Below are 21,314 nucleotides of genomic sequence, written 5' to 3' on the forward strand. Positions count from 1 at the left end.
TTATTTCACTGCATAACCTACTACTACAACTGCATTGCCAGGGATCTCTTCCTTATTGGGTTGCTCCTCATCAACCCCCTGTAAACGGAACATAACAGGTAGTTTTCTGACTAGAGTGGCATTTTTTGATTTGAGGCCCGACAATGGAACTTCTACCGTTTTATACCCCACAAATGAGATAACCAAATGATTTTCAGAATCAGGAACCTCAAGTTGAAAATTACCATTGACATCTGAAACAACACCTGTGTTCGTTCCCTTTAAAATGACTGCAGCTCCATGCAGAGGCTGAGCTTCAGAACCAATCACCTTTCCTGAGACCTGGTAATTCTGACTCTTCACCCATCGCGGCATCATTCCAATGACTCGCAATACCTCTCTGTCAATTGTTTCACCAACACCTTTCTCAATGGCAACATCAACCACATTACCTTTTTCATCTATCTTGTAACGCGCATTCACGAGACCTTGCAATCCTTTTTCCTGTGCTTCTACCGGATATTTGATCCTCTCCGAGATAAAGCGAAAAAAGGCATCCTCGCCACCTGGATAGACATAATTCGGCAACAATTGTGCTTCCACGGAGAGTACTGATTCCTTTACCGACAGATCATCAACGATCACTTTCGATTCATTGCCCGAAAGCCTGAATACCACAGGTAGTGTAAATCGCACATTCACGGCTTGACCGCGTTGCTTGCCCGGTTTCCAGTCGGGCATCAGTTTCAATACGCGCAGCGCCTCGGCATCCAGTAGCGGATCCACGCCGCGTACAACCTGCAGATCGCTGATGCTGCCATCTTTCATCACCACGAAGTTACAGATCACACGCCCCTGAATACCTTTCTGCTGTGCCTCTACCGGGTAACGGATAGTGTCGGAGATAAATTTCATCAAGGCACCCATTCCGCCCGGGAACTCGGGTTGATTTTCGACTATCACAAAAATCTCCTCTTCCTTCTTCTCTGGAGGCGGCTGCTGCAGACTCTGGTCCTCCAATTCAGACTGTATCAATTCCGGAGTGATCCTGTTTTCTGTTGACAACTGTTCCTGCCTCGGTTGAGCAACAGCAGGATCTAACATCGAAGTTGCAGCATCTGCAGGTTCCCGCTGAGCAGCATAAATGCTGTTGGCCGTAAGAAAAAGCAGCACCAGCGGGAGTGCAAGCAGGTACCTGCCCACCTTGTAAAGGGGCGATTTGGATTGATTCATCATCATAATACGTTGTTTTAATTGTGAAACATTGAAATTATTCACTATCGGAACTGCAGTTTCTTGATAGGTCAGTCGTAAAAGGTGGTACTGGTACTCACGGCTGTTCACCCCACACGTGAGCACGCCCTGATCGGCCAGATATTCCAGGTTCATGGCCATCTCCCTCTTCATCAACCATACAAACGGATTCCACCAGAAGAGGAGAGTGAGTGATTCAATCAAAAGGATATCAATTGAATGAAGCTGTCGTACATGCGTCTGCTCATGCAGCAGAATTTGTGTCAGCTCAGCGTCTGAATGTTTGTCGGTATGGATAAATATCAGGTTGAAAAATGAGAAAGGGGTGATATCATCTTTCAACCGGTATACCGCTGTTCCGGAGATCACAGCAGGTGTACTTTTCAGCCTGACGCGAAGGATGGATATCAGCTGAACGAGAAAGCGCACGATGAAAAGCAGGGTGATGGAAAAATAGATCACCACACCTATACGAATCATGTTGATCTCCCGTGTGGGAACAGACTCCTCTACCGTTATGACTTCCATCACCGGCTCCCCGATATAAACGGCGCTCACAGCCTCTACTGATTCCGGTGTGAAAAAAGCTGAGATACTGTGTGGCAGTGGAACGGTCATCAAAGGATAAAGGAGTGAGAAAAGGATGACCGAGAGGAAATAAAACCGGCGCAACTGCAAGAAAGTATCACTCTTCAGCAACAGTCTGTAGAGAATGAAAAAGAGCGACAATGCGATATTTGCTTCTATCAGATAGATTATAAAAGGATGCATGGCATTTCCGTTTTGGGTGAAACAGATTTTTTACTGCTGATTTTTCTCGATCAGGCGTATGATCTCACCAAGTTCTTCGGTGGTGATCTTTTGCTCTTTGGCAAAGAAAGATACCAGCTCCTTGTAGGAGTTGTCGAAGTAGCTCTCTACCATTCCCGACAAGAAGTGGCGCTTGTAGGATGACTCAGAGATTAGCGGCTTGAACACCTTCACATTTCCGAACCGCCGCTTCGTGAGATATCCTTTCTGCTCCAGCTTGCTGAAGATCGATGCCACCGTGGTGTAGGGCGGCTTGGGCTCTTCCAGCCGCTCAACCACATCCTTGATGGCACACTCTTTCAGGTGCCAGATGTGTTGCATCATGTTCTCTTCCTGGGGTGTCAATCGTTCCATAATCTTTACAATCAAACTATTTTATAATTGCAAATTTACGAACTTTTCGTAATAGCCAAACAATTTCTCCACATTTTTGCGTTAAATAAATGTAAACACAAAAAAAATGCCCCGGCATCAATCTGCCGGGGCACCCTGTAATGGTCATGAAGAGGGGTCACGCTTTTTGTGCGAACTCCTGCATGCACTGGATCAAAGCTTCCACTGCCTCTTTCGGGCAGGCATTGTAGATGGAGGCACGGAACCCGCCCACTGAGCGGTGTCCCTTGATACCCACCATTCCTCTCTCCTTGGCGAATTCAAGGAAGGCGGCCTCTTTCTCCCTGTGCTCTTCGCTCATCACGAAGCAGACATTCATCAGTGAACGGTCCTCTTTGGCGGCGGTACCCACGAAAAGAGGATTGCGGTCTATCTCGTCGTAAAGCATTCCGGCTTTTTCTTTGTTGAGCTTCTGCATCGCTTCCACACCTCCCTGCTCCTTCACCCATTTGAGGGTCTCGTGCATCACAAAGATGGAGAAGACGGGCGGTGTGTTGAACATAGAGCGATTCTTCTCCACATCGCCAATATGGGTGCGATAGTCTACCATGGTCTGCAACGGGCGATCCAGCTTACCCAGAATATCCTCACGCACGATCACAAAGGCCACTCCAGCGGGTCCAACGTTCTTCTGGGCACCCCCGTAGATGATTCCATATTTGGAGACATCCACCGGACGGCTCATGATGTCGGACGACATGTCTGCCACCAGGGTGACAGGACTGTCGATGTCCTCGTGCAACTCGGTACCATAAATGGTATTGTTGGTGGTGATATGAAAATAGTCGGCATCGGCCGGGATGCTGTATCCTTTCGGGATATAGGAGTAATTCTTGTCTTCTGAAGAAGCTACAACCTCCACAGCACCGTAGAACTTCGCCTCCTTAATTGCCTTTTTGGCCCACACACCGGTCTGCAGATAGGCTGCTTTGGTATTCAGCAGGTTGGCAGGCACGTTGAGGAACTGCATGCTGGCACCGCCACCCAGGAAAAGCACCCGGTAGTTGTCGGGGATATGCAACAGTTCTTTCCAGAGGTCGGCGGTCTCTTTCATGATGCGCTCCCAGCCGGGGGTACGGTGTGAGATCTCCAGGATACCGATACCGGTGTTGTCGAAATCACGGATCGCCTCAATGGCTGACTCTACGGCCGGCCTGGGCAGTACGCAGGGTCCGGCGTTAAAATTGTACTTCTTCATACGATTTACCTTTTTATGATTTGTTGTTCACTCTGAATCGTTCATCACCCTTGCGAAAATAGGAGACAATCTGACCGGCGGCGGCGAGCCCCGCATTAATGTTGGCCTCCGTTGTCTGCGCACCCATCTTCTTTGGTGTTGAGAAATATCGTTTCGGAAAACGAGCCTGAAACTCCTCATGCCGGTCGGGTTTCACGTCGGTGATATACTGGAAGCGGGGGCGCTCCTCCATGATGCGCAACAGATCGGCCTCAACCACCAACTCCTTGCGGGCTGAGTTGATCAGCACCCCGTCGGGTGGCATCAATGAAAGCAGCTCATAGCCCACACAGTTGCGTGTTTCTTCCAGTAATGGCATGTGAAGGGAGAGAAAATCACTATTCTCAAACAGCTCTCTGTTGTTGTAAACAGTGATCACTCCATATTCGCCCTCTTTGCGCAGATCATCGTGTGTGAGCGTCGGCGAATAGGCGTTGACGGTCATGTTGAAGCCGCGGGCAATCCGGGCAACCATCTTGGCCACGTTGCCAAAGGCATAGAGACCCAGGCGTTTGTTGAACAGCTCATGGCCTACACTCCCGTCGAACTGATTTCGCTGCATGAAAATCATCATGCCGAAGACCAGCTCTGCCACGGCATTGGCATTCTGACCCGGTGTGTTCATCACACACACTCCACGTTTGGTGGCTGTAACCAGATCCACATTGTCATAACCGGAACCGGCGCGCACCACCACCTTCAGGTTGGGAGCTGCCTCCAGCACTTCACGATCAATGACATCACTCCTGATTATCAGGGCGTCCACATCTTTCACAGCTTCAAGTAACTGAGGTTTGTCGGTGTAGCTCTCCAGCTTTTCGAACCGATATCCGGCAGATTCGATGATCTGCTGAATCTCCTCCACTGCCTTTGTTGCAAATGGCTTACCTGTCGCTAAAAGTATCTTCATAGTTTGATTTTGCTAGTATAAATTTCTCTCCCGAAAATGGATTCACAAAATTACAAACTTATCTCAAACAGAGCACGAAATTGGGATAAAAAAACGGCTCTCTCCTTCCCTTCGCAATCGCTAAAAGTTATTTGTGCGATAAATTGAATCATCGTATCTTTGCGCTGCAACATCCCTAGAACCGAATGAACAGCTCTTATCCCTCAACGCTCCTCGAAAATGCGGTAAACGAGTTGGCACGTTTACCGGGCATCGGAAGAAAGACAGCCCTCCGGCTGGCACTCCACCTCCTCCGTCAGGAGGAGGAAAAGGTGACCCATTTTGCGGAGTCTATCCTCAAAATGCGAAGAGAGATCACCTATTGCTCCGTCTGTCACAACATCTCAGATAGCCCCATATGCAGCATCTGTGCGGATGCCGCCCGCGACAGCTCTTTGATTTGCGTGGTGGAAAATGTGAAGGAGGTGATGGCCATTGAAAAGACAATGCAATTCAGAGGATTGTATCATGTGTTGGGAGGCATCATCTCGCCCATCGACGGCATCGGCCCCTCTGACCTGGAGATCTTGAGCCTTGAGGAAAGGGTGAAAAAGGGTGAGATTCGCGAAGTGATCCTGGCCCTGAGTGCAACCATGGAAGGTGACACCACCAATTTCTATATCTTTCGGCGACTACAGGCCTCTCCCGTGAAGGTCAGCATCATCGCCCGCGGGGTCTCCATTGGGGATGAGATTGAATATGCCGACGAGGTGACCCTGGGTCGTTCCATCCTGAACCGCACCCTATTCGACGAATCCTATAAACTGATGAGCAAATGAGCCGGACAGACCTCTTCACTGCGACCATACGACAGTTGTACCTTCATTACCGGATCATCCTCTCTTCCCTGGTTTTGCTGCTGCTGTTGATCCTGTTTCAACTGATCCCCTTCTGGCAGGAGAGCAGACCGGTGAGCATCATCCTCGAGCGCTATCTCATTGTTGCCACATTGATTGCCATACCGCTTGCCCTGAAGATGTTTGCTAGCAGACTCAAAAAAGGTCCCCTTCCACTGACAAGCGAAGATGCCCGTAATCGTTACAAAAAAGCCTCCCTCTGGCGACTCTACATCCTCACAGCAGTGACGCTCCTTCACATTGTACTGTTCGGCTTCTCCCGAAACATGAATTTCTTTTGGTTCACGATTGTCCTTTTCACTGTCTTTCTCTTTTGCCGGCCTTCCTATCCGGAATTGGAGAACCTTACGGAAAAGCCCGCAAGCAGAGAGACCGGAGACGTAGACAACGAAGATCACAATGGCGATGATACCCCTGCTGGAAAATAAGTGGATGCGTCTCAGGGCCACCGAACCGGAAGACCTGGAGCTGCTCTACCGCTGGGAGAACGACACCCTCCAGTGGCACCTTGGCAATGCCAACGCTCCCTTCTCACGTTACACCCTGAAGCAATATCTTGCCGAATCGAACCAAGACATCTACAGCGACCGACAGCTGCGCCTGATGATCACACTCCGGGAACAGGAGAAAACCATAGGGGCCGCCGATCTCTACGATTTCGACCCGTTTCACCTGAGGGCGGCCGTGGGCATCCTCGTGGAAGCCTCCGAAAGGGAGAAAGGATACGGACTGCAGGCATTGCAACTGCTGGAGGAGTATGCATTCCGATTCCTCCGCCTCAGGCAGCTCTACGCCTTTGTTCCCGTAACCAACAAGGTAAGTGTGCGCCTCTTCGAAAAGGGGGGATATGCACTGGCCGGCAGGTTGAAGGAGTGGATTCGCGATGAGGATCGTTTTACCGATGTGCTGCTGATGCAGCGCATCAACCCTGAAGTGTAACATCGTTCCGTTCCATTAATTGTTTCAGTTATTCTATTGTATGCAGGAAGATATCAAGAAAGCGTGTGAAGTGATGCAAAACGGGGGGATCATCCTCTACCCCACCGACACCGTCTGGGGCATCGGTTGTGATGCCACCAACGAGGAGGCGGTGAAAAAGATCTTTGCCCTCAAACAACGCGACGACAGCAAGTCGATGCTGGTGTTGCTCGACAACCCCGTGAAGTTGCAAAACTATGTGACCGATCTGCCGGAAATAGCGTGGGACCTGATTGAACTGACCGACAAACCCCTCACCATCATCTACGAGGGTGCACGCAACCTGGCACCGGCACTCATCGCTGCCGACGGCTCCATAGGGATTCGCATCACCGACGAGCTTTTCTCACGGGAGCTCTGCAAGCGCTTCCGCAAGCCTATCGTCTCCACCTCTGCCAACCTCAGCGGCACGCCTTCCCCAGCACGGTTCTCCCAGATCAGAAAGGAGATCAAAGGGGGGGTTGACTATGTGGTGGCTTACCGTCAGAAGGAACAGGTTGAGGCGAAAACATCTTCCATCATCCGCCTGGGACGAAACGGCACCATTCAGATTCTCCGGAAGTAAGGAAAATTGTTACCTTTGCACGAAGAACCTGAATAGTTGCAGCCGATGCAGATCAAAAAAATCTTCAATCAAATGTTGTTGTGGCGTGATTCCCATATCAAGGAGCGTCACTTCCTGCTGTTTGTCAGCTTCCTGGTGGGAATCACCACAGCGCTGGCTGCCTGGCTGCTCAAAAGTGCCATCCACTTCTTCCAGGTCTTCCTTACCGAGAACTTCAGCCAGGAGAACCTCAACTTCTCCTACCTGCTCTTCCCCATCGTGGGCATCCTCATTGCAGGCCTCTACGTAAAGTACGTGGTGAAGGATGACATCAGCCACGGGGTCACCAAGATCCTGTTTGCCATCTCGCAACGCAAGAGCCGCATCAAACCGCACAACATCTACACATCACTGGTGGCCAGCTCATTCACCATCGGCTTCGGCGGATCGGTGGGTGCCGAGGCCCCCATCGTGCTCACAGGCTCCGCCATCGGATCCAACCTGGGACGCCTCTTCCGCCTGGAACAACACAGCCTGATGATCCTGGTGGGGTGTGGTGCCGCCGGTGCCATCGCCGGCATCTTCAAGGCTCCCATCGCCGGCATCCTGTTTGTCATAGAGGTGTTGCTGCTCGACCTCACCATGTCTTCCATCCTCCCGCTGTTGGTCACCGCTGTCACGGCCACCACTGTTTCTTACCTTCTCAACGGTATGGACGCCATGTTTGCCTATTCACAGATGGAGCCCTTCCTGCTGAACCGGATTCCTTATGTGATCCTGCTGGGCATCCTCTGCGGATTCCTCTCCCTCTACGTGATCCGTGTCATGAGCTGGCTGGAGACCATCTTCCATGCCATGCCGCAATGGCGACGATTTCTGCTGGGAGGGGTAATGCTGAGCGTGTTGATCTTCTTCTTCCCGCCGCTCTACGGGGAGGGATACAACACCATTAACACGCTGCTGGCCACGGGTGACGGCTTTCACGCACTCACCAACGAGAGCTTCTTCTACAACATGGAAAACAGATGGGTCATCGTCGTTTTCCTCCTGCTGGTGATCCTCTTCAAGGTGTTCGCCACCAGTGCAACCAACGGTGGCGGCGGTACCGGCGGTGTCTTTGCCCCCACGCTCTTCCTGGGATGTATTGCCGGATTTGTCTACTCCTACACATTGAACCAACTGGGATACACCACCTACCTGCCACAGGAGAATTTCGCACTGATGGGAATGGCGGGCGTGATGGCCGGTGTGATGCATGCACCCCTCACCGGCACCTTCCTCATCGCAGAGCTCACTGGCGGATACGACCTGTTCCTGCCGCTGATGATCGTGTCTCTGGTATCTTACGGCACCATCCTGGTGTTCGAGAAACACAGCATCTACGCCATTCGCCTCGCCAAGAGGGGCGAGTTGATCACCCACCACAAGGACAAGGCGGTGCTCACCTTCCTGAAGGTGGAGGACCTCCTGGAGACTGATATCCCCACCGTCAAGCCTAGTTACACCCTGGGAGAGATGGTGAAGGTTGTCTCCACCTGTACCCGCAACATCTTTCCCGTGGTGAATGATGAGGGGAAACTGATGGGTATGGTACTGACCAATGACATCCGCAACATCATGTTCCGTCCTGAATTATACGACCGTTTCACGGTGGAGAAGTTCATGGTGGGAGCTCCCGCAAAAGTGGAAATCACCTCCTCCATGGAAGAGGTGATGGCCAAGTTTGAGAACACCAAGGCATGGAACCTGCCGGTGGTTGACAGCAAGGGAATCTACAAGGGGATCCTGTCACAGTCCTCCGTCTTCAACTCCTACCGTGAGGTGCTGGTGGAAAACTATTCTGAAGCAAATGACTGAAAGCATGCAACAAATGACAAAAAAATCGTTACGGATTGTCTTCATGGGTACTCCCGAATTTGCGGTGGAATCACTTAAGGCGATTGTAGAGGCGGGGTACAATGTGGTGGGTGTGATCACCATGCCCGACAAGGCTGTGGGCAGGGGTTACAAACTGCAACCATCGGCGGTGAAGCAATATGCCCTCGGCAAGGGGTTGACAATCCTGCAGCCTGCGAGCCTCAAGGATTCGCTCTTCCTGGAGGAGTTGAAGGCACTGCGAGCCGACCTTCAGGTTGTTGTCGCCTTCAGGATGCTACCCGAGGTGGTGTGGAACATGCCACCGCTGGGCACCTTCAACCTGCACGCCTCCCTCCTGCCCCAATACCGGGGTGCCGCCCCCATCAACTGGGCACTGATCAACGGTGAGCAGGAAACAGGTGTCACCACCTTCTTCCTCTCGCACGAGATTGACACCGGTCGCATCATCTTCCGTGAGAAGACCGCTATCGGCGAAGAGGATAACGCCGGCACCCTACACGACAGGCTGATGGTGATGGGTGCAAAGCTGGTGACCAGGACAATAGATGCCATCGTGGAGGGTAACGTCTCAACGCTGTTGCAAAGTGAATTGATTGAGGAGGGCGCCCTGCTGAAAAGCGCACCAAAGATCTTCAGCGAGACCTGCCGGGTGAACTGGAACCGTACCGCAACAGAGGTGTGCAACCTGATCAGGGGTCTCTCTCCCTATCCCGCCGCCTGGACGGAAATGACTTCAAAAGAGGGAGAAGAGCCTTATCGCATCAAATTATTCGCGGCCGAAAAGGTTGTTGAGCAGCACACCCTGCCGGCGGGCACCATTTGTACCGACAACAAGTCACAGCTGGAGGTTGCCGTGGCCGACGGCTTCGTACGGATCACTGAGCTGCAGCTGCAGGGAAAAAAGAGAATGCAGACCGCCGTTTTTATGAATGGCTTCTCCTTTCCAGAAGATGCCGCCTTTGCATAAGGATCACCACTTGTAGTTCAGACCGAAACTGAGGGTCTGGTTCACCTGCCAGTATTTGAAATCAGGATCGGCAGGCACGCCGTCATCGAAACGCACATTGACATAGATGCGGGTGGAGAAAGCATTGCTCAATGACATGTTCAGGCTGTTTTGAAATTCCGACACCACCTTCTCATAACTGGTAAAATAGGTGAGACGGGAATCCCAGGAGACATATTGGGTGAAATCATACTTCAGTATGGAGGTGATGGTGGAACCAATGTCCAGCAATGATTTCCGGTCTTCGGGTATCCCGTATCGCTTCACATCCACCGCATCGTTCCCCACGTACTTGTAGTTGATGGACACCGGTGCCAGGTTTAACTCCCATTTCAGCTTACGATGGCGTACACGCTCCGATTTCTTCTCCAGTTCGAACTTCAAACCCACACCGGCATTCACATATAAAGGCGCCAGAAAAGCTGAACGAAGATCGCTTGAATTGGGATTGAAATTATTGAACAGCTGCGACTTGGCTTCCAAGTTCGTGGAGTATGACCAACCCTTCACGAAGGAGTTCAGGCCGAAGTCGCCGTAGTAGCGAATCTGGTCGTTCCCGATGCGATAACTCCTCACCGAGTCATCAGGGGCATTGAACAGCGAGAGTCGCCACTCGAAGGTGTTGTTGAATCGCAGTTTATCTTTCTTGTAGTTGGCCCTGATCACCTGGTAGCTGTTGAAGTTCAGGTTGTTGGTTCCACCCTTGTGCCAGTTGTTAGAGAAGTAATTCTGCGCAAACTGAAAGGAGTGCTCTCCGTCATACACCCAGTACTTTCTCTGAATGGTGGCCACCTCAACGCCGGGGGCACTCAGCGAATAATTTGTTTCGGTCTTGAGCAACTCACGGAATGGATTGAATGTCTCGCGCACGATGGCATCGCCACTCTCCATCAGCGGGATCGAATCAAAACTGGCCACAGAATAACGAATCCTGTCGGGATGATTGCGGTAGTATTCACGGCGCACTCCCCGCACAAAATCAGCGTCGTGCAAAGCAGGTGCGAATGTTTTTTCCTGCGGGATCAGGAGACCCTTTTTGGGTTCCTTTTCGGGCGAGTAGAAAGAGAGGTTGCGCGGCAAGATGTTACCGGTGAAGATCATCGGCAAAAACAGGGGATTGTAGAAGAGCGTATCTCTGAATGTCATGCCGTTGAGTGACGAGTAATGCTGCATAAGCGGTGGCAGCATCAGTATGCCCTCTTCATTGCGAGGATAGAGGGAGTCGAGCGGATTGACATAAGAAACTCTTTCGCCGTTGAGGAGCAACGGTTGCTGTCCCAAAACGGCAGCAGAGGTTGTGTCAGGCACATAGTGACTATCCTGTTGTTGACCGATGGTTCGCTTTTCAATCTGGCGGCTGATGTCGGTGATATCATGAAACAATTCGGTGGTGTCAGCGGTGGCGACACTTCGCAGTGCATCAACCGGTACGGCCAATGCTACTTCGGCAGTGGCAAAAGAAAACACCAGCAGAGAAAGTGTAATTGACGACAGAAAATTGTGAACTCTCATAAGCAATTTTTGACAGAAAGACGCTCTTTTTTAATTATGTCACGGAAAGTAAGAGAACAACGGAAACCCTGATCCTGTTTGCAAAGATAGACAAAAAAACCAACTATACCATTCAGGACTTCACGGGGGATTCGGTGCCTCTAGCCTTATTGCCCCCTTATAGCACCCTTATATCCACTCCAATAATTATCGGAGTGGATATAAAGATGCAATTACCCCAGAATATCGAAATAGCTTCCAAAAAGGCACTGTTCTCTTTCAGGACTCTCTGCTCCTTGTTCTTTGTGAACGACTCAGACACACTTTTTGGAACAGCATCTCTCTCTTCTACCGAAATTATTTTCCTATCTTTGCAACGATTCATCATGCAAATGTGAGCATCGAAAAAATAATAAAAAACAGCGCAACATGAAAAAGTTATTTTACATTTTATTGATTCTGGCCGGAGCGCTCTCGCTGACCGGTTGCCAGGGCTACAACAACATGGTAGAGAAACAGGAAGCCGTCACCGCTCAGTGGGGCAACGTGCAGAATGCCTACCAGCGGCGGGCCGACCTGATCCCCAACCTGGTGAACACCGTGAAGGGGTATGCCACCCATGAGCAGGAGACCTTCACGCAGGTGACAGAGGCCAGGGCCAGGGCCACACAGTCCACCGTTAGCCCGGAGAACCTTACAGCGGAGAGCCTGCAGGAGTATCAGCAGGCACAGAACCAGCTGAGTCAGGCACTCGGACGGTTGTTGCTGATTCAGGAGAACTATCCGGAACTGAAGGCCAATCAGAACTTCCTGGCACTGCAGGATGAGTTGGCCGGTACCGAGAATCGCATCTCGGTGGAACGCAACAAGTTCAACCAGATTGCGCAGGATTACAACGCCTACATCCGCAAGTTCCCGCAGGTGATCTATGCCGGGTGGTTCAAGTTTGAGTCGAAAGCCTACTTTGAAGCGGCTCCCGAGGCACAAACGGCCCCTGAAGTTCAGTTCTGAGAAAGCGATAAAAACGGAAAACAACCATGCTGAGCAAAGAAGAGCTGGAACAGATCAGCACCTCTATTCGCAATGCCGAACGCCAGACCTCGGGTGAGATCCGTGTATTCGTGGCACGGCAATGCAACGGAGATCCCCTGGAGGCCGCCCGCTACAAGTTCACACGATTGAAAATGGAGGCCACCGAGCAGCGCAATGGCGTGTTGCTCTACATCTCCCCGGCAGATCACAAGGCAGCCATCTGGGGTGACAGCGGCATCCATGATGCCACTCGGAAAGACTTCTGGAATGAGGTGCTGGAAGAGATGTTATCCTTCTTTCGCGAGGGAAGGATTGTGGATGGCATCTGCCTTGGCGTAGGACGGATTGGTGAACTGATCAAGGCACAATACCCCATATTGGAGAATGATAAAAACGAACTGAGCGATGATGTTATACTGGAAGAGTAGGGTCCGGATCCTTGCCATTTTTCTTCTTTTCTTATGGCCACTGTCAGCACAGGAGATTCCGGAACCGATGATGCCCTACCGGCTGGTGAACGACTTCGCCGGAATCTTCACCGATGCCGGGAATAGCGCTCTGGAGCAAAAACTGCTGGCATACCACGATTCCACCTCCACGCAGATTTACGTGGTGACGGTAGATGACCTGGGGGGATATGCCGCATCCGACTTCACCTTCCGTCTGGGAGAGAAATGGCAGGTGGGGCAAAGAAGCAAAAACAACGGAGCCGTGATCCTGATCAAGCCCAAGCGGGGCAACAGCAGGGGTGATGCATTCATCGCCACCGGCTACGGCCTGGAGGCGCGCATTAACGATGCCTATGCCGGCCGCATCGTGCGCAACGTGATGATCCCCTACTTCGTGGAGGAGGATTACTTTGGAGGGGTCAATGCAGCGGTGGATGAGATGATTGCCCGCCTCTCGGGTGAATTCACCGCCGAAGCAGCGGAGGAGGAGGGAATCCCCCCCCTGGCAATCGTCATCCTGGTGATCGGGATCCTCATCCTTTTTGCATTCATCTCCGGCGGGGGAGACCAGCACATCGACAGTGAAGGACACCACAGGGGTGGCAATCCACCCATCTTCTTCCCCCCCATCATGGGCGGCAGCCGCCGCAGTGGCGGCTTTGGAGGCTTTGGAGGAGGGGGTGGTGGCTTCGGCGGTTTCGGTGGCGGCGGTGGCGGCAGCTTTGGCGGAGGAGGCGCCGGCGGGAGCTGGTAGGCAGCATTCCGGACAATCATCATGAAGCAGCAGTTGATCACTGTTCTGGGCCCCACGGCCAGTGGCAAGACCCCCTTTGCCGTGAACCTAGCAGCAGCGTTGAACGGGGAGATCGTGAGCGGCGACTCACGTCAGCTCTACCGTCGCATGGACATCGGCACCGGGAAGGATCTGGGTGAATACACCCTGGAAGGGATCACCATTCCCCATCACCTGATCGATATACGGGAACCGGGCGACAAATATACGTTGTACAATTATCAACAGGACTTCCACGCGGCATACGAGGATATCCGCAGCCGCGGCAAGAGAGCCATTCTATGTGGTGGTACAGGCCTCTACATTGAATCCGTGCTGAAGGGGTACCATCTGCCCGACGTACCGGCCAACCCCGATCTGAGGAATCATCTGGAGCGCAAGACGCTGGCCGAGCTTACTGAGATCCTGCGCGGTTACGGGCCATTGCACAACAGCACCGATACCGACACAAAGAAACGAGCCATACGTGCCATCGAGATTGCCGACTACCGGTCGCATGAAGATCAGGCCAACAGTGCCTACCCACCCCTTGAAAGCACCATCCTGGGTTTGAATATCGACCGTGAGCAACGGCGTGAAAAGATAAGCCGCCGCCTGGAGGCACGCCTCCGGGAGGGGATGATTGAAGAGGTGAAGCAACTGCTTGCCGAGGGGGTTGCTGCGCAGGATCTGATCTATTACGGGCTCGAGTACAAGTATGTCACGTTGCACGTGACAGGGGCACTCACCTATGAGGAGATGTACAGACAACTGGAAATCGCCATCCATCAGTTTGCCAAGCGGCAGATGACCTGGTTCAGGGGAATGGAGCGCCGCGGCTTCACCATCCGGTGGATTGATGCATCCTTGCCCATGAAGGAAAAGCTGGCGCAGGCATTTTCTTTCATCCGGATGTAAGGGAATCGGCTAAAAAACCTTATTTTTGTCACCCGGAAAGTGGTGCTCCTTCCGGAACCATCCACCCGGTGCACAATATTAATCCAAAAAGAAAGTAACTGAGATGATCAAAGGAATCTTTCCCACAAAGCAATTCGAATCGTTCGACACCCCGTTTTATTATTACGACATGGCGCTGTTGCGCGAAACACTCAACACCATCAGACAAGAGACAGCCGGTAAGCCGTTTCACATCCACTACGCCATCAAGGCCAATGCCAATGAGGAGATCCTGAAGCTCATCGCCTCCTATGGGTTTGGTGCCGACTGCGTGAGTGGCAACGAGATCCTGCGGGCATTGGAGTGCGGCTTCCCGGCCGACAAAATCGCCTTTGCCGGCGTAGGCAAGACCGACCGCGAGATCAGGATTGGCCTCGAAAACGATATCTTCTGTTTCAACGTGGAATCGATGGCCGAACTGGAGGTGCTCAACGAGCTGGCAGCCGACATGGGTAAGAAAGCACCAGTGGCCTTGCGCATCAATCCCAATGTGGATGCGCACACGCATAAATACATCACCACGGGGCTCAACGAGAACAAGTTCGGCATCAATGAACAGGACCTGCCGGCACTGCTGCGGATGATTGCTGAGGGAGGTCACATCAACCTGATCGGTATGCATTTCCACATCGGATCGCAAATCACCGATCTCTCCTCGTTCGAAGATCTCTGTGTGAAGGCGCTGGAGCTGCGTGAATGGTTCCACACGCAAGGCATCACCCTGCCGGTAATCAATGTGGGTGGCGGTTTGGGCATCAACTACCAACATCCGAATCACTGCCCCATAGCCGATTTCGAGTCTTACTTCAGGCTCTTCGAGAAATACCTTAAACTGGAGGAGGGGCAAACCCTCCACTTTGAGCTGGGCCGCTCGGTGGTGGCCCCCTGCGGCTCTCTGATCACCAGGGTTGTTTTCGTCAAAGAGGGAATGCAAAAGAAGTTCCTGATTGTGGATGCCGGTATGACGGAGTTAATCCGTCCGGCGCTCTATCAGGCCTTCCACCATATCGAAAACATTAGTTCCGTGAAGCCATACACCCCCTATGATGTGGTGGGTCCAGTCTGTGAGTCGAGCGATGTCTTTGTACGTGATTTTATGCTGAACGAATCAGCGCGTGGTGATCTGATTGCCATCCGTTCGGCGGGGGCCTATGGTGAGACCATGGCATCCACCTACAACCTCCGGGAGATCCCTGCTTCCCGCTTCTCAGACAACCTTTAAACATTCTCACATGGATCATATCTACCTGCTTGTATCAGGGCTTTCTCTTACAGAGTGGATCCTGGGGGGGATGCTACTCTTCTTCTTCCTGCTTCAGGTACTCTTCTATCTAGTGGTTTACAACAGCCCCTACCGGCATCACAAAAAACAACAAACCACCCCATTGCAGGATGATGAACTGCCACCCATCTCGGTCATCATCCCCTCAAAAAACAACGCTGAAGAGTTGGCAAAGAACCTGCCCCACATCATGGAACAGGATTATCCAAACTTCGAAGTGATTGTTGTCAACAGCGGCTCTACAGATGAGACGGACATGGTTCTGAAAGCTGCTGCTCTGAAATATCCACATCTCTACCACACCTATGTTCCGGATGAGGCAGAAAGCATCAACGAGAAAAAGTTGGCGCTCACCATCGGCATCAAGGCGGCGAAGCATGAGCACCTTCTCTTCACCGAAGCATACTGCGTGCCCTGCAGCCTCAACTGGATCAGGGAATATGGCAACGCATTTGCACAAAACATGGATATCGTATTGGGATTCTGCCGACTGTCCATTGACAAGAAGGCAGGAATGCGGGGCTTCATCCGGTACGACAACTTCATGCACCACCTTAAATTCCTCTCCATGGCATTGCTCAAGATACCCTACATGGGCATCGGACGCAACCTGGCCTATCGCAAGGATCTCTTTTTCAAGCACAAGGGATTCTCCTCGATCCTGCACATCGACGGCGGGGAAGATGATCTTTTCATCAATCGGATTGCTTCCGGAGTCCGAACAGGTGTTGTGCTCTCACCTGAAAGCATGACCGAAGCCCACGGCATTGACAACTTCTTCACCTGGCGCTCCCTGAAATCGAAATATCTCTATACCAAGCAGTACTACAGCGGGGTGGCCCCTCGCGTACTAAGCCTGGAAAGCTTCACCCGCTATACATTCTACCTGCTCTTCACCGCGGCGGTTGTCATGGGCCTCATCACCGGTTCCCCGCTGATCACCGCCACAGCGCTGCTGCTCTTCCTGCTTCGCTACGGGATGCAGCTCTGGGTGATAAACAGAGCCAGCAAGCTGGTTGACAACACCGGCTACCACATCGACCTGCTGCTGTACGACCTGTTCCACCCATTCAACAATTTCCGTTTCAGGCGTTATGCCAACAGGAGAACCAGGTACAGACGATAAGAAAACCGCAGGTGCAGGTAATGCCATCTTGTCAGTGTTGCCGGGAGAAAAAATGACTGCGGTGCGGTTAAATCGGGTTAATCGGACAATCTTTCCGTTAAAAGTGTTAAAAGCCATGCCGACAACACTTTTTCTGTACAGTTTTTGTCTTACATTTGTTGATATGAGAAACAACCATAAACTTATAACCCAACAATATGAATAGAAGTAATACAAAAAACGTGATTGCAATCCTGTTGGTTGCTATTCTGAGTTCAGTCATTACCCTGTTTGGGTATCATACGATCATAGAAAAGGGAGAGCGTAAACTAACAGGATCTACAGTTAATTCCCCCACAGAAGAGATGGGAGTCCTGGCCGAATCCTTCAACCAGGACAAGAACATTGTACTCACCAGTCTAACCACAAGTGAGGGATATCCTGATTTCACGGAAGCAGCTTCCCGCTCTGTTGACGGTGTGGTGCATGTAAAGACCAAGACCATCAGCCAGCAACAGTACATCAACCCATTCGATTTCTTCTTCGGCTTTGGAGACCGGATGCCTTCACAACCGCGTGAACAGGTGGGCTTCGGTTCCGGGGTAATCATCTCGAAAGATGGATTCATCATTACCAACAACCATGTGGTGGAGAATGCCAACGAGGTATCGGTCACGCTCAACGACAACCGCGAGTTCACAGCAAAAGTGGTGGGTGCCGACCGGCAGAGCGACATCGCATTGCTTAAAATTGAAGGGGAGGACTTCCCTTACCTCACTTTCGGCAATTCCGACGCCTTGCAGGTGGGTGAATGGGTGCTCGCCGTAGGCAACCCCTTCAACCTTACCTCTACTGTCACGGCAGGTATCGTGAGCGCAAAGAATAGAGGCAACGTGATGGGCGGTGGTCTCGGTATCCAGTCGTTCATCCAGATAGATGCCGCGGTCAACCCCGGCAACAGCGGTGGCGCTCTGGTCAACACCCGCGGTGAGCTGGTGGGGATCAACACCGCCATCTATTCACAGACCGGCAACTTTGCCGGCTATGCCTTCGCTGTGCCCATCTCCATCGCAGGGAAAATTGCAGCGGACCTGAAAGAATACGGCACAGTACAGCGTGCACTCCTGGGCATCCAGGTTCCCAACATCGAAAACATCCGTCGGGAGGATCCCGACAGGGCTCGTGAGCTCTCACAGATCAGAGGGGTCGTGGTGGAGGACTTCTCCGACAGAAGCGCCGCCAAGGCAGCCGGCATCCAGAAAGGGGACATCCTGACGGCCATCAACAATGTGCCCATCCGCAACTTCGCAGAACTGCAGAGCCAGCTGAACCGCTATCGCCCGGGAGACAAGATCAGTGTGACGGTAGATCGTAACGGCAACAACCGCAACTTCAACGTAGAGCTGAAAAATGACGAGGGAAGCACCGAAATCACCCGCAAGACAGACGCCGTAAGTGCGCTGGGAGCCACCTTCAAACCATTGAGTGATGAGCGGAAGCGTGCTCTGGGTATTTCCAGCGGTATTGAAGTGGAAGAAGTGGATAACAAAGGATTGTTCCGCAAGGAAGGCATCAACAAGGGATTCATCGTCATGCGCATGAACAACCAACCGGTGAACAGCCAGGAAGATGTGGCTACGATTGTTGCAGCCACCCGTACCCGCGAAGACAAGGTGGTGCTGGTAGCCGGATTCTACCCCAATGGCAGGACACAATACATTGCCATAGACCTCTCCGGAGAGTGATCTCCCGTTAAGAAAGGTTAATCATTCGCATTTCAGTAACAAAAAGGAATCAAATAACGTTTCTATAGCAAAGGAATTAGGTTTCGGGGCCGGATTCCTTTGCTATATGTTTGGTTACGGGGTGAGTTATTGACCATCATAGCGTTTTTTTTTGTACTTTTGCGCCCCAATTGTAGTTACAACAGAATTTACAGTAGAATCGAAATATTGAGATGAGACAACTAAAAATTACAAAATCGATCACCAATCGTGAAAGCGCTTCACTCGACAAATACCTTCAGGAGATTGGCCGAGAGGATCTGATCACCGTGGAGGAAGAGGTGGAGTTGGCACAGGCGATCAAGAAAGGCGACCGGCAGGCTCTGGAAAAACTCACCAGGGCAAACCTGCGCTTTGTGGTATCGGTGGCCAAACAGTACCAGAACCAGGGCCTCAGTTTGCCGGACTTGATTAACGAGGGAAACCTGGGATTGATTAAGGCTGCCGAAAAGTTTGACGAGACCCGGGGATTCAAGTTTATCAGTTACGCCGTTTGGTGGATTCGCCAGTCGATTCTGCAGGCCCTGGCAGAGCAGTCTCGCATCGTACGGTTGCCGCTCAATCAGGTGGGTTCACTCAATAAGATCAGCAAAGCCTTTCAGAAATTCGAACAGGAGAATGAACGACGTCCTTCAGCCGAGGAACTTGCAATAGAGTTGGATATCACTGTAGACAAGGTAACCGACTCATTAAAGGTGTCGGGAAGGCACATCTCCATGGATGCTCCCTTTGTGGAGGGTGAAGACAACAGTCTGTTGGATGTGCTTGTCAACGACGATGCCCCTATTGCAGACCGCACCCTGATCAACGAGTCTCTGCAGAAGGAGATTGACCGTGCCCTCTCCACGCTTACCGAGCGGGAAAGTGACATCATCAAAATGTTCTTCGGCATCGGGTGTCAGGAGATGACACTTGAGGAGATCGGTGACAAGTTCCAACTCACGCGTGAGCGTGTCCGACAGATCAAGGAGAAAGCAATCCGCAGGTTGCGGCAGGACTCACGGAGTAAACTGTTAAAAAGCTATCTGGGATAAAAAAGGCCACATAGCCCTAGAAAAGTACCATTCGTGTGGATAATTGCCCATCAGGATGCAATTTCGGAAAAATAAATTGAAAATTAAGATTATATAAATTTAAAGTTTTATATTTGTAGCTTAATTAAAACTGTATCGGCGGATGCCGAGCAGAGGATGGCGCAGTAAAATGATGCTATTTCAGCATTTGGCTGCGAACAATTTTATAACAGAGATGTTATAAATGCACTAAAGAATGGGGTACAGATTTAAGTATGACCATTCAAACAAAGAATATCGAGTTATTGTGAAACGAAAAATGTTTAATTAGATTGTAAATTTATGAAAAAATTTAGTTTACTTTTATTTTCGGCACTTGTTGCGTTCAGCATCAGTGCACAGGAGGTACAGAATGTTTCTGAGGGTACTGTATACCTGAAGAACAAAGGTAGTGACAACTGGTATATGGGTCTCGGCGGCGGAACAAACCTCTACATGACCACAGGTGAGGCCGATGCTGATGCAGGACTTGGCGATCGTCTTGGTTGGAATGGTCAATTGGAAATCGGACGCTGGAATTCACCCAACTGGGGAGCTCGCTTGGTAATCGACGGTGGTCACATCAAGCATGTTGCTGCCGGACTCGACCCCGAACAAAACTGGGTGGGTGGTCATGTGGACCTGATGTACAACATCATCAATGCATGGGGCAGCTACAACCCCGACCGCGTATACAGCCTGATACCTTATGCTGGTGTCGGTTACATGTACGGCCTGAATGAAGACTGGAAGAAACCCAATCCTGACGGAGACCTGTTCAAAAATCAGAACCAATCTTTGACCTACAATGCTGGTTTGATCAACAATTTCCAGTTGTCAAACAGTGTAGCTCTTTTCCTTGAACTGGGAGTAAGAATTGTACAGGAATCATTTGACGGCAGTGGAGTGGTAGGAAATCGTGAATACGACGGTATGCTCACCGGTGTTGCAGGTCTGAAGTTTGGCCTGGGCGGCAAACAGGATTTCACTCCTGCCGAGCTGATGGACTACAACCTGATCAACGACCTGAACAGCCAGATCAACAGACTGCGTGCTGAAAACGAAGAGCTGAGACTCAGACCCGAATCTTGCCCCGAGTGCCCGGAAGTAGAACCCACTGTTGTAAACGAAGCAGTTTATGTTCCCAACGTAGTATTCTTCCGCATCAACTCTGCCAAGATCGACAAGGGTCAGCAGATCAGCGTTCACAACACTGCTGAATACATGAAGGCCAATCCCGATGCCAAGGTAAACATCGTAGCTTACGCCGATGCACAGACCGGAACACCGGAATACAACTTCGCACTCTCAGAAAAACGTGCAAGAGCCGTTGCTGACGCATTGACCAATGACTATGCTATTGACAGCGATCGCATCTCTATCGACTGGAAGGGTGACACCGAACAGCCTTATGCAGAAAACGACTGGAACCGTGTTGCTATCTTCTTTGTAGATTAAGCAAGCGAAACAGATATCAAAAAAACAACCCGATCGAATGATCGGGT

20 protein-coding genes are annotated in these 21,314 nt (G+C 51.3%); 15 read left to right on the forward strand and 5 right to left on the reverse strand.

Features of this window, described 5'->3' with window-relative positions:
• The 4 genes from JS578_03860 to JS578_03875 form a co-directional block, all read right to left on the reverse strand.
• Positions 1-2,004, reverse strand: a complete 2,004-nt coding sequence (locus JS578_03860) for a TonB family protein (GenBank protein QRX64395.1) — start codon at positions 2,002-2,004, stop codon at positions 1-3.
• A gap of 30 nt (positions 2,005-2,034) precedes the next feature.
• Complete coding sequence (locus tag JS578_03865) at positions 2,035-2,397, reverse strand: BlaI/MecI/CopY family transcriptional regulator (protein ID QRX64396.1); 363 nt, start codon at positions 2,395-2,397, stop codon at positions 2,035-2,037.
• A gap of 157 nt (positions 2,398-2,554) precedes the next feature.
• Entirely contained in the window at positions 2,555-3,634 is a 1,080-nt protein-coding gene (serC, locus tag JS578_03870) for a 3-phosphoserine/phosphohydroxythreonine transaminase (GenBank protein ID QRX64397.1), read from the reverse strand.
• A gap of 13 nt (positions 3,635-3,647) precedes the next feature.
• The gene (locus JS578_03875) at positions 3,648-4,583 is read right to left on the reverse strand and encodes a 3-phosphoglycerate dehydrogenase (GenBank protein ID QRX64398.1); all 936 of its coding nucleotides are present in this window, start codon (positions 4,581-4,583) and stop codon (positions 3,648-3,650) included.
• Positions 4,584-4,768: 185 nt separating this feature from the next.
• Here JS578_03875 and recR point away from each other — a divergent pair, with 185 nt between their 5' ends.
• From recR to JS578_03905, 6 genes are read left to right on the forward strand one after another with little or no spacing between them, the layout of a single operon-like run.
• Entirely contained in the window at positions 4,769-5,401 is a 633-nt protein-coding gene (recR, locus tag JS578_03880) for a recombination protein RecR (protein ID QRX64399.1), read from the forward strand.
• Complete coding sequence (locus tag JS578_03885) at positions 5,398-5,907, forward strand: hypothetical protein (protein QRX64400.1); 510 nt, start codon at positions 5,398-5,400, stop codon at positions 5,905-5,907. Before recR ends, JS578_03885 begins: the two co-directional genes overlap by 4 nt.
• Positions 5,885-6,418 carry a GNAT family N-acetyltransferase gene (locus JS578_03890; GenBank protein ID QRX64906.1) on the forward strand — a complete coding sequence of 178 codons (534 nt, stop codon included), beginning with the start codon at positions 5,885-5,887 and terminating at the stop codon, positions 6,416-6,418. The genes JS578_03885 and JS578_03890 overlap by 23 nt, the downstream gene beginning before the upstream one ends.
• 40 nt (positions 6,419-6,458) lie before the next feature.
• Positions 6,459-7,022 carry a threonylcarbamoyl-AMP synthase gene (locus tag JS578_03895; protein QRX64401.1) on the forward strand — a complete coding sequence of 188 codons (564 nt, stop codon included), beginning with the start codon at positions 6,459-6,461 and terminating at the stop codon, positions 7,020-7,022.
• Positions 7,023-7,067: 45 nt separating this feature from the next.
• Positions 7,068-8,858, forward strand: coding sequence for a chloride channel protein (locus JS578_03900; protein QRX64402.1), 1,791 nt, complete (start codon positions 7,068-7,070; stop codon positions 8,856-8,858).
• Between the two features lie 13 nt (positions 8,859-8,871).
• On the forward strand, positions 8,872-9,846 hold the full coding sequence (locus JS578_03905; GenBank protein QRX64403.1) for a methionyl-tRNA formyltransferase: 975 nt from the start codon (positions 8,872-8,874) through the stop codon (positions 9,844-9,846).
• Between the two features lie 3 nt (positions 9,847-9,849).
• Here the strand turns inward: JS578_03905 and JS578_03910 are convergent, their stop codons facing one another.
• Positions 9,850-11,397: a DUF3078 domain-containing protein gene (locus JS578_03910; GenBank protein ID QRX64404.1), complete on the reverse strand. Its 1,548-nt coding sequence runs from the start codon at positions 11,395-11,397 to the stop codon at positions 9,850-9,852.
• Between the two features lie 408 nt (positions 11,398-11,805).
• On the opposite strand from JS578_03910, the gene JS578_03915 reads away from it, so the two are divergent.
• From JS578_03915 to JS578_03955, 9 genes are all read left to right on the forward strand, one after another.
• Positions 11,806-12,387: a LemA family protein gene (locus tag JS578_03915; protein QRX64405.1), complete on the forward strand. Its 582-nt coding sequence runs from the start codon at positions 11,806-11,808 to the stop codon at positions 12,385-12,387.
• Positions 12,388-12,413: 26 nt separating this feature from the next.
• Complete coding sequence (locus JS578_03920) at positions 12,414-12,836, forward strand: TPM domain-containing protein (GenBank protein QRX64406.1); 423 nt, start codon at positions 12,414-12,416, stop codon at positions 12,834-12,836.
• Positions 12,817-13,611 (forward strand): TPM domain-containing protein, encoded by a 795-nt coding sequence (locus tag JS578_03925; protein QRX64907.1) that lies wholly within the window; start codon positions 12,817-12,819, stop codon positions 13,609-13,611. Before JS578_03920 ends, JS578_03925 begins: the two co-directional genes overlap by 20 nt.
• Positions 13,612-13,629: 18 nt before the next feature.
• Positions 13,630-14,547: a tRNA (adenosine(37)-N6)-dimethylallyltransferase MiaA gene (gene miaA, locus JS578_03930; protein ID QRX64908.1), complete on the forward strand. Its 918-nt coding sequence runs from the start codon at positions 13,630-13,632 to the stop codon at positions 14,545-14,547.
• Between the two features lie 103 nt (positions 14,548-14,650).
• Positions 14,651-15,808, forward strand: coding sequence for a diaminopimelate decarboxylase (gene lysA / locus JS578_03935; GenBank protein ID QRX64407.1), 1,158 nt, complete (start codon positions 14,651-14,653; stop codon positions 15,806-15,808).
• Between the two features lie 10 nt (positions 15,809-15,818).
• The gene (locus JS578_03940) at positions 15,819-16,994 is read left to right on the forward strand and encodes a glycosyltransferase (GenBank protein ID QRX64408.1); all 1,176 of its coding nucleotides are present in this window, start codon (positions 15,819-15,821) and stop codon (positions 16,992-16,994) included.
• A 197-nt stretch (positions 16,995-17,191) separates the two neighbouring features.
• On the forward strand, positions 17,192-18,718 hold the full coding sequence (locus JS578_03945; protein ID QRX64409.1) for a Do family serine endopeptidase: 1,527 nt from the start codon (positions 17,192-17,194) through the stop codon (positions 18,716-18,718).
• 212 nt (positions 18,719-18,930) lie between these two features.
• On the forward strand, positions 18,931-19,791 hold the full coding sequence (locus JS578_03950) for an RNA polymerase sigma factor RpoD/SigA (GenBank protein QRX64410.1): 861 nt from the start codon (positions 18,931-18,933) through the stop codon (positions 19,789-19,791).
• A 321-nt stretch (positions 19,792-20,112) separates the two neighbouring features.
• On the forward strand, positions 20,113-21,267 hold the full coding sequence (locus JS578_03955) for an OmpA family protein (protein ID QRX64411.1): 1,155 nt from the start codon (positions 20,113-20,115) through the stop codon (positions 21,265-21,267).
• Positions 21,268-21,314 lie beyond the last annotated feature (47 nt).

The sequence above is a fragment of the Dysgonomonadaceae bacterium zrk40 genome (assembly GCA_016916535.1).
In the GTDB taxonomy this organism is placed as follows: domain Bacteria; phylum Bacteroidota; class Bacteroidia; order Bacteroidales; family Dysgonomonadaceae; genus Proteiniphilum.

Excerpts from the sequence above, each read along its gene's own strand:
- JS578_03885 (QRX64400.1), top strand. The coding sequence starts at position 5,398 with ATGAGCCGGACAGACCTCTTCACTGCGACCATACGACAGTTGTACCTT.
- JS578_03890 (QRX64906.1), top strand. The coding sequence starts at position 5,885 with ATGATACCCCTGCTGGAAAATAAGTGGATGCGTCTCAGGGCCACCGAA.
- JS578_03950 (QRX64410.1), top strand. The coding sequence starts at position 18,931 with ATGAGACAACTAAAAATTACAAAATCGATCACCAATCGTGAAAGCGCT.
- JS578_03955 (QRX64411.1), top strand. The coding sequence starts at position 20,113 with ATGAAAAAATTTAGTTTACTTTTATTTTCGGCACTTGTTGCGTTCAGC.
- serC (QRX64397.1), bottom strand. The coding sequence starts at position 3,634 with ATGAAGAAGTACAATTTTAACGCCGGACCCTGCGTACTGCCCAGGCCG.
- JS578_03900 (QRX64402.1), top strand. The coding sequence starts at position 7,068 with ATGCAGATCAAAAAAATCTTCAATCAAATGTTGTTGTGGCGTGATTCC.
- JS578_03945 (QRX64409.1), top strand. The coding sequence starts at position 17,192 with ATGAATAGAAGTAATACAAAAAACGTGATTGCAATCCTGTTGGTTGCT.
- lysA (QRX64407.1), top strand. The coding sequence starts at position 14,651 with ATGATCAAAGGAATCTTTCCCACAAAGCAATTCGAATCGTTCGACACC.
- JS578_03895 (QRX64401.1), top strand. The coding sequence starts at position 6,459 with ATGCAGGAAGATATCAAGAAAGCGTGTGAAGTGATGCAAAACGGGGGG.
- JS578_03865 (QRX64396.1), bottom strand. The coding sequence starts at position 2,397 with ATGGAACGATTGACACCCCAGGAAGAGAACATGATGCAACACATCTGG.
- JS578_03905 (QRX64403.1), top strand. The coding sequence starts at position 8,872 with ATGACAAAAAAATCGTTACGGATTGTCTTCATGGGTACTCCCGAATTT.
- JS578_03940 (QRX64408.1), top strand. The coding sequence starts at position 15,819 with ATGGATCATATCTACCTGCTTGTATCAGGGCTTTCTCTTACAGAGTGG.
- JS578_03860 (QRX64395.1), bottom strand. The coding sequence starts at position 2,004 with ATGCATCCTTTTATAATCTATCTGATAGAAGCAAATATCGCATTGTCG.
- JS578_03875 (QRX64398.1), bottom strand. The coding sequence starts at position 4,583 with ATGAAGATACTTTTAGCGACAGGTAAGCCATTTGCAACAAAGGCAGTG.
- JS578_03915 (QRX64405.1), top strand. The coding sequence starts at position 11,806 with ATGAAAAAGTTATTTTACATTTTATTGATTCTGGCCGGAGCGCTCTCG.
- JS578_03920 (QRX64406.1), top strand. The coding sequence starts at position 12,414 with ATGCTGAGCAAAGAAGAGCTGGAACAGATCAGCACCTCTATTCGCAAT.
- recR (QRX64399.1), top strand. The coding sequence starts at position 4,769 with ATGAACAGCTCTTATCCCTCAACGCTCCTCGAAAATGCGGTAAACGAG.
- JS578_03925 (QRX64907.1), top strand. The coding sequence starts at position 12,817 with ATGTTATACTGGAAGAGTAGGGTCCGGATCCTTGCCATTTTTCTTCTT.
- JS578_03910 (QRX64404.1), bottom strand. The coding sequence starts at position 11,397 with ATGAGAGTTCACAATTTTCTGTCGTCAATTACACTTTCTCTGCTGGTG.